At 65.6% G+C, this 12,330-nt stretch carries 11 protein-coding genes; 4 read left to right on the forward strand and 7 right to left on the reverse strand.

Annotation, left to right across the window (positions count from 1 at the left end; all coding sequences use genetic code 11):
• The 3 genes from EPL01_RS10475 to EPL01_RS10485 form a co-directional block, all read right to left on the reverse strand.
• Positions 1-1,551 (reverse strand): outer membrane protein assembly factor BamB family protein, encoded by a 1,551-nt coding sequence (locus EPL01_RS10475; RefSeq protein ID WP_168215866.1) that lies wholly within the window; start codon positions 1,549-1,551, stop codon positions 1-3.
• A 251-nt stretch (positions 1,552-1,802) separates the two neighbouring features.
• Positions 1,803-2,732, reverse strand: coding sequence for an NAD-dependent epimerase/dehydratase family protein (locus tag EPL01_RS10480; RefSeq protein ID WP_135825213.1), 930 nt, complete (start codon positions 2,730-2,732; stop codon positions 1,803-1,805).
• A 657-nt stretch (positions 2,733-3,389) separates the two neighbouring features.
• Positions 3,390-4,976, reverse strand: a complete 1,587-nt coding sequence (locus EPL01_RS10485) for a S41 family peptidase (RefSeq protein WP_135825214.1) — start codon at positions 4,974-4,976, stop codon at positions 3,390-3,392.
• Positions 4,977-5,093: 117 nt separating this feature from the next.
• Here EPL01_RS10485 and EPL01_RS10490 point away from each other — a divergent pair, with 117 nt between their 5' ends.
• Complete coding sequence (locus EPL01_RS10490) at positions 5,094-6,239, forward strand: XdhC family protein (RefSeq protein ID WP_135825215.1); 1,146 nt, start codon at positions 5,094-5,096, stop codon at positions 6,237-6,239.
• A 196-nt stretch (positions 6,240-6,435) separates the two neighbouring features.
• On the opposite strand, the gene EPL01_RS22470 is transcribed toward EPL01_RS10490, so the two are convergent.
• Complete coding sequence (locus tag EPL01_RS22470) at positions 6,436-6,558, reverse strand: hypothetical protein (protein ID WP_281275363.1); 123 nt, start codon at positions 6,556-6,558, stop codon at positions 6,436-6,438.
• A 181-nt stretch (positions 6,559-6,739) separates the two neighbouring features.
• On the opposite strand from EPL01_RS22470, the gene EPL01_RS10495 reads away from it, so the two are divergent.
• A complete protein-coding gene (locus EPL01_RS10495) occupies positions 6,740-7,063 on the forward strand; it encodes a hypothetical protein (protein WP_135825216.1) in 324 nt (107 codons plus the stop codon).
• A gap of 130 nt (positions 7,064-7,193) precedes the next feature.
• Here EPL01_RS10495 and EPL01_RS10500 read toward each other — a convergent pair whose 3' ends face one another.
• Both EPL01_RS10500 and EPL01_RS10505 read right to left on the reverse strand, forming a co-directional pair.
• Positions 7,194-7,667 (reverse strand): hypothetical protein, encoded by a 474-nt coding sequence (locus tag EPL01_RS10500; protein ID WP_210424124.1) that lies wholly within the window; start codon positions 7,665-7,667, stop codon positions 7,194-7,196.
• A 39-nt stretch (positions 7,668-7,706) separates the two neighbouring features.
• The gene (locus EPL01_RS10505) at positions 7,707-9,320 is read right to left on the reverse strand and encodes a uracil-xanthine permease family protein (RefSeq protein WP_135825217.1); all 1,614 of its coding nucleotides are present in this window, start codon (positions 9,318-9,320) and stop codon (positions 7,707-7,709) included.
• A gap of 426 nt (positions 9,321-9,746) precedes the next feature.
• On the opposite strand from EPL01_RS10505, the gene EPL01_RS22475 reads away from it, so the two are divergent.
• Both EPL01_RS22475 and EPL01_RS10510 read left to right on the forward strand, forming a co-directional pair.
• Entirely contained in the window at positions 9,747-9,881 is a 135-nt protein-coding gene (locus EPL01_RS22475; protein WP_281275364.1) for a hypothetical protein, read from the forward strand.
• A gap of 79 nt (positions 9,882-9,960) precedes the next feature.
• The gene (locus EPL01_RS10510) at positions 9,961-11,268 is read left to right on the forward strand and encodes a hypothetical protein (RefSeq protein WP_135825218.1); all 1,308 of its coding nucleotides are present in this window, start codon (positions 9,961-9,963) and stop codon (positions 11,266-11,268) included.
• Between the two features lie 6 nt (positions 11,269-11,274).
• Here the strand turns inward: EPL01_RS10510 and EPL01_RS10515 are convergent, their stop codons facing one another.
• On the reverse strand, positions 11,275-11,988 hold the full coding sequence (locus tag EPL01_RS10515) for a helix-turn-helix domain-containing protein (RefSeq protein ID WP_135825219.1): 714 nt from the start codon (positions 11,986-11,988) through the stop codon (positions 11,275-11,277).
• Between the last annotated feature and the right edge of the window lie 342 nt (positions 11,989-12,330).

Here is a 12,330-nt window from a genome sequence, read left to right on the forward strand (position 1 = left end):
TCAGTCCTCCCACGGCACGATGTTCAACTCCTGCTCGACCGCATCGACCTGCCCGTCGTCGCCGCGTACCCGGAGGGTGACGAACTCGTCGTCGCGCTCTGGGAAGGTGTATTCGACGCGCTGGCCGCGGGCGTCGATGCCCTCCTCCGGGGTGATGTCCCACTCGTACTCCGCGATGGGGCCGCGCGAGGTCAGCGCCTCCAACTCGACCGGTTCCCCCATCTGGAAGGTGTTGTCCTCGTCGGCGCTGTACTGGTCGGCCTCGAACGCCGCCGTGACCGAGTCGTCGCCGTCCTCGCCGAGCGCGAGCAGGCCCTCGCTCCCGACGTAGAGAGTCTCTCGGTGGACGACCGGCGCGACGAAGAGCGGGGACTCCTGCCCGAAGGCGTAGGACCACCGCTGGTCGCCGGTCTCGGCGTCGAGCGCGTAGACGACTGCGTCGTATCCACCGACGTAGACCGTGCCGTCGGCCACGGCGGGCGGCTCGTTGCTGTGGTAGAAGTCCTTGTCTACCGCCCCTTCGGTGTCGAAGCGCCACTCCAACTCGCCCGTCTCGGCGTCCACCGCGCGGAGCCACCCGCCGGTGTGGACGTAGAGCGTCCCGTCTGCGAACGCGGGTTCGGTGTCTACCATCTGGTCGGTCTGGAACCGCCACTTTTCCTCGCCGGTCTCGTCGTCGATTGCGGTCAGATACCCGCGCTCCTCGCCGGGCAGGCCCCACCCGGCGTAGACGGTGCCGTCCGCGACGGTCATCGCTTCCACCCACTGGTCGTCGGGGCCGGAGTTTTGCCACCGGGGGTCTCCGGTGCCGACCTCGACCGCCCGGAGCTTCGACCGGTCGGCGTACCCCAGATAGAGGCTCCCGTCGGCGACGACTGGCGTCGAGGGGAGCGTGACGTGGTGGTAGTACTCCCAGCGCTCGCGGCCGGTTTCGGCGTCCACCGCGAACACCCGGTCGGCGTCGTCGGTCGCGTAGACGGCGTCGGCGTCGGCCGCGAGGATGCGACCGCCCCAGTCGTCTTCGAGGCCGTACTCCCAGCGCGTCTCGCCGGTCTCGGCGTCGAGCGCGTAGAGCGTCTCGGCGAACGTGCTGGCGAAGACCCGACCGTCGGCGACTGCGGGCGGCCAGACGAGATTCTGGCTGGTCGCGTTGTCGCAGACCGTGGTTCGCCAGACCTCCTCGCCGGTCTCGGCGTCGAACGCGACCACGTCGCGTTCGGTGTTGGCGTAGAGGAGGCCGTCCGCCGCGACGAGGCCGTCTACCTTCTCGTCGCGCCGCCACCGCTTTCGGGCGCGGTCGGTGGGACCGGTCAGGTCGGGGTGGTGGCTCGCGTTCGTCCGGTCGAACCCCTTCATCCGCCAGTCCGGCGGGTTGCGATTGTCGGACTCCGACTCCGGGTCTGCTGACTCGGAGTGGTCGTCGTCGGTCCGGGAGTCGTCGCTGTCGGCCCGTTTCTGGTCGCCGCGAGAGGCGGCGACACCAGTCGCGGGGAGGGCGCTTCCGACCGCGGCCAGAAACCGGCGGCGGTCGAGCGAGGTCGCATCGAACATAGCTGTCACGAAGCAAATTCACGTTCTCTCCGTGACAGTATTGTTATCGCGTGCTTAGCCTCGCCGGTGGCTGACTCACGAATCTGAAATCCGGCTAAGACCGGTCTGAGACGGGTTAGGAACGACAGAATCGGACGCGAAGAATCGGGTTGGACTGAGCTTAATGGATTCGAGAGTTCGATTCGCCTCTCTGGTCGGACCAACCCCTTCTGGTCGGGCCAGCTCCTTCCGGTCAGGCCAACTCCTTCCGGTCAGGCCAACTCCTCGTACAACTGCTCAGCCGCGGTTCGGACCGCTTGGGCGCTCTCTCGCTCGGGCGACCAGCCGATTGCGCTGGCCTTCTCGATGGAGAGGCGCATCTTGGGCACGTCGCCGGTCCAACCCCGGTCGCCGCCGGTGTACTCGAACTCGGGGTCACAGCCGACCACGTCGCTGACCAGTTCGGCGATGCGAGTCACCGAGATGGTGGTTCTGGTCCCGAGGTTGTAGAGGTTGGTCGGCTCGTCGGTGTTCTCTACGACGTGTTGCATTCCGGCCACGCAGTCCTCGACGTGGAGGTAGGACTTCTCTTGGCGACCGTTGCCCAGAATCGTGAGGCTCTCGGGGTCCTCCAGCAGTTTCTCGATGAAGTCCGAGATGACGTTGTTTCGCTGGTGGGGCCCCACGACGTTCGAGAAGCGGAACATCCACGTCGTGAAGTCGTGGGAGTGAGCGTACGTCGAGAGGAGGCCCTCGCCCGCCAACTTGCTCGCGCCGTAGGTGCTGACTGGTTCGAGCGGCGCGAAGTCCTCGGGGGTCGGGCGCGGGGCCTCGCCGTAGACCGCCGACGAGGACGCGAAGGCGATTTTCGAGAGGCCGACCTCGTCCATGCGCTCCAGCAGGTTGTACAGCATCGCGTTGTTCTCCTCGAACACCCGGCGGTGGTCGCCCCGGTTCACGTCCGAGAGCGCCCCGAGGTGGAAGATGATGTCGAGGTCCTCGGTGACGACCTCGGCCACGTCGTCCTCGTCGGTGAGGTCGCACTCGGCGAACTCGACCGACTCGGGGACCCACTCGCGGTTCCCCTTCGAGCAGTTGTCGGCGACCAGCACGTCGTTCTCCTCGGCGAGCGACTCGCTGAGATGGGTTCCGATGAGACCCGCCCCGCCGGTGACGAGGACGGATTTTCCTGCGAGTTCCATGCCGGGATTAGCGACGGAGCGACGGATATATCTTTACGTTCGCGGTTCGAGCCGTGGGATTCGGGACCACATTCTGGTTTCGAGAGTTCGGTCTTCTGAAGTCCCGGTCCAGTTACTCCGCGTCGAGACCGATTCGACAGCAACTGAGGCCGTGAACGTCTATTGAAGCCCCCGCCCGCTCGCGGTCGCTCCTCGGCATATCCTCAGACTCTCCGCACCGCCCGACTTCGGATAACGGCCGAGGAGCGACCACGGCCTTCGGCCGCGAGCGGGCACCGGAAGACATTCCTGCTCGGCCTTCGGCCTGCGCGGGCCGTGACTTCCGAGGTCACACTCGCACCGGAAGACAAACCGCGTCTTCCGAGCCATTGCTTCGCTTCGCTCAGCAAGACTTCGCTCGCGTGACCGGCCCCTTCATCCACCCAAACGCGGGGTACGAGTCGCCGGGCGTTTGCCGGTGGAAAGCTCCACCGAGCACGGGCCTCACGCCTCCCCAACCTCCTCCCTCGTTCGCTTCGCTCACTCGGTCGTCCCTCGCGCGGTTCGGCGCGCTCATGAAAGAGCGCGCCAGTACGCGCCGGACGTGGGAAGTAAATTACTAATCGTGTTTAGAAAACAAAAGTACGTTCAAAAGACAGCAAAACAATCCTATATCTGCTACTGCGTTATCCCGTCGCTATCGACCTCGCTGTCGGCGTGGGCCAGCGCCAACCGGACGCCAGCGTCGCCAGTGCGGTCGAGGTCTTCGAACTGCGCTGGCGTGAGTTCCACGTCCGGTTCGAAGACGCTCCCATCCTCGGCGTCGGGGCAGAACTCGACGTGGCGGAACGACACCCAGTAGTCGAGTCCCGTGTTGGGCAGTTCGTCCCGGAGCAGGTCGCGGGGCTTGTTGGGTGCCTGAAGCGAGGGGACGCCGACGACCGACGCGCCGAGTTTCGAGAGCAGGAAGGCGGGTTCGGTCCCCGCGGAGGCCGTCGCGGCCGACGTGACCACGACCACGTTCTCGGGGGCGAAGTACCCCTCGTGGTCGCCGGACTCGAACTCCTCGCGGAAGGTCGCCGAGAGTCGGGCCTTCTCGCGGAGTTGCTCGACCTGTCGGTCGGCGTCCCCCCGCGCGAAGTACGACTCGAAGTCGAACCCGGCCGGATTGTCGGTCTCGCCCACCGCTCCCTCCTCGCCGTATCGCTGGCGGTACAACTCCGAATCCTTCGGTACTGCGACGTGGTCGGCGACGGCCTCGCCGATGCCGTCCCACCCGTGGAGGAGGTAGGTCAGGATGTAGGTCAGCGCCGAGTTCCCGCCGCCGTTGTCCCGGGTATCGACCACCAGCGTCTCGGTCCCGGCGTCTGCCATCTCCTCGACCAGTTCCGTGAGGACCTCGGTCGCCGAGGGAATCCCCGCCAGCACGTCGTCCCTATCGTCGGGCACCGGTTCGCCGACCGTCTCGCGGTACACGTCGCGGGCCATCTCGTCGGCGCGTTCGTGGCCCATTCCCGCCATCATCTCGACGTTCTCCCGGTAGAGCTGCATGTCCGGAAGCACGAGGAGCGCAGTCGAACGCGCGTCGTCGAGGAACCGATAGGCCGGTTCGCCCGCGGTCTCCGGTCGCTCGACGCTCGTCGCCAGCGTCTCGACCGGGCCGTCGCTTTCTTCCAACTCGACTGGCTCCAATTTACGCTCGACGCGCTCGCCGCCCTCCACCTCGACCACCACCGTCGGCGCGGTGGGGGCCGAGTCCAGCAGGTACCGGAGCGGCGCAACGTCTTCGAGCATCTTCCCGACGTTCCGGCGGTCGCCGTACTCGTTTTCGGCGCTCTCGACGCTCGCTGCACGCGATTCGAGGTCCGCGGTCGGCACGCCTTCGACGGATACGACTCGGCCTCCGAGGAGGTCCGTGTGGGCCTCGTCGTACACTTCGTCCACGTAGAGGTCGCGCCCGACGACGCGGACCCCGACCGGAAGCCGACCGTCGGGGCCGTCACCGGTCGAATCCGGCGCGCTGACGCCGGTGTGTACGTCTCTGACCGTCGCTACGAACTCGGCGGCGCGTTCGTAGAACGCTTCGACCGGTTCGCCATCGTCCGGAATCGCCCGGACGAGCGCTTCGAGGTTCCGGTGGAAGGCCACCCGGCCGCCGTGTCCCGCGTAGGGGTCCGGGTGGGTGTCCTCCAGCGTCGTCGCCAGCGAGCGGGCGTCTTCGACCAGTTCCGAGTGAGGGTACTGCGAATCCGAATCGTCCGTCATGACGAAACCTGTCGGACCGATGGGTGATAACGACTTGGAGAAGCGGGTTTCTATTGGAGAGTTTACATTAATTCCCCCACGCCAACACCTAAATACGCAGATTCGCCACCACTAGCCATGACCGACGAGACCGACGAATGGAGCGCAAGCGCGCTGTCGGTCCGCGAGACCCTCCGAGACGCCATCGACGCCGGTTCCGCGCCCGACTCACAGGCCCGCCTCGCGGTCGCCACCGTCGCGGGCGTCGAGGGGTCGGCCTACCGACGCCCCGGCGCGAAGCGACTCCTCGACCCCGCCGCTGACTCTCGTGACGACCCGCTCGCGGCCCTCGCCGAGCGCGCGCTGGCCGACGGCCCGGTCTGCGAGACTTTCGACCTCACGGGACAGGACGAGTCGTTGGGCCTCGGCCTCGGCTACAACGGCGTCGTGGACGTGCTGGTCGAACCCGCCGACGAGAGCTTTCGGCCCGCGCTGGAGCGCCTCGCCGAGGGCGAGCGCGTGGCCCTCCTCACGGTGGTCGGCGGCGGCCACCCCGACGCGGAAATCGGCGTGCGCGCCGTGGTCTGCGAGGACGGCGCTTCTGTTCCCGCCACGGACGCCCGCCCCGCGCTCCCCGACGACCTCCTCGCCGAGATTCGGGAGCGGGCCAGCGAGTTCGCCGCGGCGGGGCGCTCAGAAGTCCTCCGCGTCGAGACCGAGCGCGGAACCGCCGAGATATCTGTGGACGGCCTCGAACCGGTTCCGGAACTGCTGGTCTTCGGGGGCGACGGCGACGTGCGACCGGTCGCTCGGTTCGCCAGCGAGGCCGGATTTCGCGTGACGGTGGCCGTCCCGCAGGACGGGCGGGACGGCCCCGAGGAGGTCCCGTCGGCGCACGAAGTCGTCGCCACGCGCCCGCCCGAACTCGCCGAGGTCGTCTCGCGCTCGGCCGACACCTACGCCGTCCTGATGAGCCACGATTTCGCGGCCGACAGACTGGCGCTCACGTCGCTGCTGGCGACCGACGTGCCTTACGTCGGCGTGATGGGGCCGCGCAAGCGATTCGAGGAGATGCGCGCCGACCTCGCCGAGGCGGGCGTGCAACTTACGGGCGAGGACGCCGAGCGCATCGCCACCCCGGTCGGCCTCGACCTCGGCGGGGGCGACCCGACCCAAATCGCGCTCTCGGTCGTGGCCGAGGCGCTGGCGGTGTCGAACGGTCGGAAGGGCGGCCGGTTGGTCCACGGCGAGGAGCCGATTCACCCCCGCTCGGAGTTAGAATAGCTCTCGGGTTTCGCGGCGGACTCATAGATGCGGTAGCGAGGATACCCCGCCGTTTACGGCGGGGAGGAATCGCGTTCGCTCAATCTTTCGATGCGTGTTTTGGTAGGCCGTCTGTCCTACTCTAATGGTTCCTCGGTGTCGAGTGCTTTCGCCCCTTGTAGCACGAGTCCGCGCCACGTTAGGCCGTGTGCGTCTTTCACCAGACCACGTCGAAGTCGCTGTCGAGGATGAACGTGCCGACCTCCGAGGTGTCCAACACGTCGGTCAGGAGAGCGCCGCGGTCGTCTCGGCCGCGTTTTCTGTCGTCACCGTCGTCCATTGCCTACTCTTTGACGCTCACGCCCAAAGTAGCTTTGCCGAGACTTCTGCCGGAACTGCTTCGCCGTCGCAGTCGGGGCGCGACCACGCCGTGTCAGTCTGGGTTCGGTCGTGAACTGCGCTCTCGTTTCGACCGGGAGACTGCCACGACACCCATGTAGGTCGGTCCCGTTGTGCCGTGTATGGTGGCAGACAGCGATTCACCGAGTACCGAGGACATCGAGGGACGGATAGAGCAGGTCGGTCGCTACTCTCGGTTCGTCAAGGTGGGACTCGGCGTCATCGTCTCGGCGTTCGCCATCGCCGTAGTCGGACGGTTGCCCTACAACCTCGATTCGGTGGCGAGCGCCGTCGATGCTATCCTTCTACCCCTGATTTTCGTCGGGATGGGGCTGTTGCTGTTCGGCATCGGGATGCATCTCCATCTCATGCACCTCAACCTCGTCAAACAGTTACGCAAGAGCCCCGTTTCGGATTCTCAGTCAGAGGAACAGGCGAAGTCGTAACGCGAACTCGCATACATACATATGTATATACATACATACATACATATATATACATACATACATACATATATATATATATATTTAGATAAAAATTATAAAAGGGTCTTAGACAAACACATTTGTTTCCTTCTCACTCGGAATTGGTTTCTTCGTTCGTCCCGTCCACCTCGCTTCCTCCGTTCACTTCGTTCTCGGTTCCCGCCTCGGCCCGGAGCGGTTCCAGGGCGTCCGCGAACGCCTCGGTGTCGGCCGGGAACACCGAAATCGGCTTCGGGCGGTCGGCCACCGCGATGCGGGCCTTGCCGCGCTTGCGGTAAGTCCAGTAGAGGCTTCCCGCGCCGAAGGCCGCGAACGCGACCCCGAGGAGCGCGTTCCTCGGAATCGAGTAGAGGCCGTAGCCCACCAGCAGGACGCTCAGGACCGCGAGGAACCAGTCGAAGGCCTCGATGGTGACCTCGGCCACGTCGTCGAGCGCGATTCTGGTGACTTCGTCGTCGGCGGCGACCAGCAGGTGGTCGTCGGTCAGCGCGACGGCCCCGCCGGTTCTGAGCGGCAGGCGCTCGCGGATTTCGTCGTCGCCGACCGCCTCGGAGAGCGCAGTCATCGCTCGGTGGTTGGAATCGCGGGGTGGAAAAAGAGTCGGTTAGTCCGCGCCGGGTGCGCGCTCCTCGGCGTCTGAGGACCGATACCGGTCGAAGAACGACTGGAAGTCGCTCTCGTCCTCGGACATCTCCGCGAGTTCGGTCACGCCGCGCTCCTCGGCCGTGCCCTCGATGGTGTTGTCGAGGAAGAACGCGATGATGCCGCCGACCGCCATCCCGGTCGAACCGATGACGAAGAGGGTTGTGGCGACGACTTCGCTCCCGAGGACGGCCCCCAGAATCGGGACCTGGGCCATCCCCTGCTGGAACCCGGCCGCGCCGTCGGCGACGTTGCCCATGTAGGTCGGGATTGCGAGGCCCGCGAACAGCGCGAACCCGACGACGAAGACGTTCCGGTTGCTGTCGAGGTCAACGAACTTGAGTTGCGAGAGGCCGACGGCCGCGATTTGGCCGAACATGGCGATGTAGAGGCCGCCGACGATTGGCGCGGGGATGGTGGCGAACAGTTGGCCGACGTAGCCCACGTAGCCCGCCACAATCATCACGCCAGCGCCGATTTGGACCACGTAGCGCGAGGCGACGCCCGTGATGCCGATCGCGCCGACGTTCTCCGTGTAGGAGGTCGAGCCGTTCCCGGTGCCCATAACCGCCGCGAAGACGTTGCCGAGGCCCTCCATCCCGATGCCGTGGTTGATGCGCTTCTTGCTCGGCGCGCCCTTGCCCGCCATCCGGGCGACGGCGTGGTAGTCGCCGAAGCTCTCGATGGCCGAGGCCAGCATCCCGGCGATCATGCCGACGACGAACGCGGGCGTGAACTCGGGCATCCCCCACTGGAGGGGGTAGATTGGCTGAACCGCTGGCGCGCTGGCGACCGAACCGAGGTCGACGTAGCTGACCGAACTCGGTCCGTAGACGCCCGTCACCGAGAGGGCCGCGGCGATAATCCACGCGGTCGCCATGCCCAGCAGGACGGGATAGAGTCGAAACGTCCGGTGGTACTTGTCGAGGTACTGGGAGAAGCCGACGATGAGGACCAGCGTCAGGCCCAACAGCCACCAGTTCTGGCCGGTTCCGGCCCCGCCGAAGTTCGGGTTGACGATTTGGGGCGCGTTGAACAGCGACAGGCCGATGAGCGCGATGGTCGGCGCGATGACGACCGGACTCACGTACCGCTTGAGCGCACCCATCACGCCGAAGTAGCCGATGAGAACCTCGACCAGTCCGGCGACGATGACCGCGCCGGTGAGTTCGCGTATCATCAGGTTCCATCCGGCCCCGTTGGACGCGAGGACGCCGATGATGGCCAGCGCCGGGGCGAGCATCGAGAACGTCCCGCCTTGCACGATGGGATAGCGGTTCCCGATGGTGGTCTGGGCGAGGGTAGTGATGCCCGAAACCACGAAGAACGTCCCGATAAGTCGGCCGACCTGCTGGCCGGGCATCCCCATCGCGGTCGCCAGCGCCAGCGGAATGGCGACGGACGCGCCGATCATCGTCAGGTAGTGCTGGAAGCCCAACAGCGCGGACTCGCCGAGCGGCGGCTTGTCCTCGATGCCGTACTCCACGAAGTCCGACGCCTCGGCGTCGGGGTCCACGGCCGGTCCCTCGGGGGCGATGTCCTTCTCGACCTCCTCGAAGTCGTCGTCCCCGCTCACGACGACTCACCTCCGGAATCGCTCTCGGACGGGGTGCGTGGCTCGATACCATCGTGTAGACGCTGCGCGTCTACTTTTGTAGAACGAATTGTCGTAAACATCCCTGTGATTCTTTCCTGAAACCGTCTCGGCGGTGGCGAATCAAAATCCTGGCGGTCCAGAGCCGAAGTCTCGGCAGTCGAACGTCGAGTCGAGATGTAAACAGTCGGAACGTCAACTCGTCCGGGATGTTTCGCACGATACGAGCTTAATATAATACTTTGCGCGCGTATCTTCACCAACTCTTCGTCCGTGCCGAACTGACGCGATTGTGAGACTGCGTTCCTCTCGGAAAATCCCGAAATCCGAGCGCTTACTATCAGAGAATATTATTATTTCTACTGTAATTCTCGGCAGTTTAAGTCCCCAGGGATTGTACAGCAACCAATGACTGACTCGAGTGACGCGTCGGAAGTGCGGCAGGGAGCGGTCGAACATCTCCATACTGCTCTCGCGGCCGAGGAGGCCGACGAAGTCAAGTTTCACATCCGGCAGGCGCTCCAACTGCTCGAAGTCGAGTGACTGAAGACCGAGGCGACGTTGAAGACTGACGAGATAACAAGACATTTCTTCGCGCCCCGAGCATTCTCGACCGCTTCCCATGCCCTCCCTCACTCGCAGGCGACTCCTCGGGGGCCTCGCGGTCGGCGGCACCGCGACCCTCGCAGGCTACCAGTTCCTCCCCGCGACGTTCGTCCCCGCCCCGGTTCTCGAACAGCGCACCAAGTGGCGGTCGATTCCGACGGTGGACTCCTCGCTCCCGGTCGCGCCCGAGGCGGTCGCCGAATCCCGCCAGCACCTCCGGACGACCATCGACCGGGCCGAGGAGGCTTGGAGCGAGGTGGACGAGTCGGACGTGGACTCCGAGCAGGAGGAGTTCGACATGACCCTCCAAAACAGCGTCGAGGTCGCCCGCGACCAACTCTCGGAGGCCGAGGGTGCCGACCCGACCACCGACGCGCTCGACACGCTCCGGTACGGGGTCGGCCGCGCGGCGTGGTCGCTGGCCGCGGCGAAGGCGATTTCGGAGGACTACGACATCGACGCGCTCCGGGAGCGTTCCGAGGTCCTCTCCGAGGAAATCGAGAGCTTCGTCTCCTCGATTTCCTACGAGGTCGCCGACCCCCGGCGCGGTCTGGCCTCCTTCTACCGAACCGAGCGCAAAATTATGTTCGCCCGGCTGAAGGCCGACAACGTGCCCGGCGAGGACGCTGACGAGAACGATTTCGACCATGACGTGGTCGTGAACGCCATCCGGAGCCTCATCGAAGGACAGCGATGGCTCGGCGACGCCCGGTCCGTCTACGAGGCTCACGGCTCGACCATCGACGGTGCGGAAGAGACGACCGATCTCGAAGGCCACCTCGACCGGACGTGGCGGGGCCTCGCCGCGCGCATCGACGACCTCCTTCCCGACCGCGAGACGGCCATCGAGCGGTACTTCACCGACGACGAGGGGCCGCGAGAGCGGGCCGTCAACGAGTTGTTCAACAACGGCTATTCGGCGGCCACCGACGCCTACCCGCCGTCGTTCGGGACCCGGAAGGGCCTGCTGGCGTTCGTCGCTGTCGAACACGCGATGGCGCTCCAGCACGCCCGGGGGTTCCAGTCGGCGATGGCGGATTTGGACCGCGAGTTCTCCGACGGGGCGGTCGGCATGGCGCTGGTCGCCCGGACGAAACGGCGGGCGCTCGGCGAACTTCGGGACCTGCTGGCCGAGTCCGACGACCCGATTACGCGGGAACTGGCGAACCGACCGCGCGAAGAAATCGCCATCGGCGACTGGTCGCTCGGCGCGAACCCGAAATTCGAGTCCGAACACCCCTACGCCGAGGCCTGCGCGATGTTCCGGCTCGCGGAGGCGAATCTGGCGACCACGGCGGCGGTGCGAGACCTGCTACTGCCGTGACGACGCTTATCCCTGCGCCGACCGGGCGTTCCGCGGCGGCGAGAGGTGCTTGCCCAACTCGGTCATCACCTTCGACTCGGCGCGCATCAGGTGTTCCCACGCCGTCGTCGGGGCGATTCCGACCGCGTCGGCTATCTCCTCGATGGTCGTCTCGCGCTTCGGCTGGTAGTAGCCCAGTCCGATGGCGGTGGCCAGCACCTCGCGCTGGCGGTCGGTGAGTTCGCTCAGGACCCGCGAGAGTTGGAGTTGCTCGCTCCCGTCGAGTTCGCCCAGCGACACGTCCCGCACGAGGTCGGTCTCGTTGCCCGCCCGCTCCAGCGAGGCGATGATGTCGCTCAGGTCGTCCGAATCGTCGAGGTAGAGCGTCCAGCGCTCCCACCCGGCCGTGATGGTCGTCCCGGTCCGGTAGTGGATGCCCATGTCGGTCAACCGCTGGGCGATGCTGTCCCACCGGTAGCTGTCGAAGGTAATCGCCACGAGGGCCCGGGGCACCGAAAGCGGCGTCAGGCGGTCTACCTCCAGCACCGCGTCGGCGGCCTCGAAGTCCTCGAGGAAGGAGCCGATTTGGTCGGCCGGGCCGGTCATGCCGATGATTCGCTTGCGCTCGGCGGCGCTCCCCGTCATCGAGGAGACCGATTCGATTGTCACGTCCGGGTGGGCCGCGCTCACGTCGCTCTCGGGTTCGCCGTGGTGGCGAATCCGCAGCGTAACTTCCCGCATTGCCGGCAAGGTAAGTACTGGTCGGGGTTGAACCTTCGGAGTTCCGACGCGGAGCCGTCGCTGTCGGACGCGCCTCGGACTTCTTCTGTTGCCCTTAGAATAGTAATATATATTTTAGAAATAGATGATGAATTCTAAAAGACAACAGAAGTTGTCCGAAAGGTTCCCTGTCGGTATCGAACAGACGGAACGTCGATTCGGTCCCGGCGGAGCGTCCCGCGCTCCCGCCTCGACTCCGCCGGGTCGGTTGGTCAGGTCACGCCGAGGGTTCGTCCCGGCTTCGTACTTGAATTCTCGGCTCATATTCAGTCGCGCGACAGTCCGCTGGACAAACCACCGAGG

This window comes from Halorussus ruber (assembly GCF_004765785.1).
In the GTDB taxonomy this organism is placed as follows: Archaea; Halobacteriota; Halobacteria; order Halobacteriales; family Haladaptataceae; genus Halorussus; species Halorussus ruber.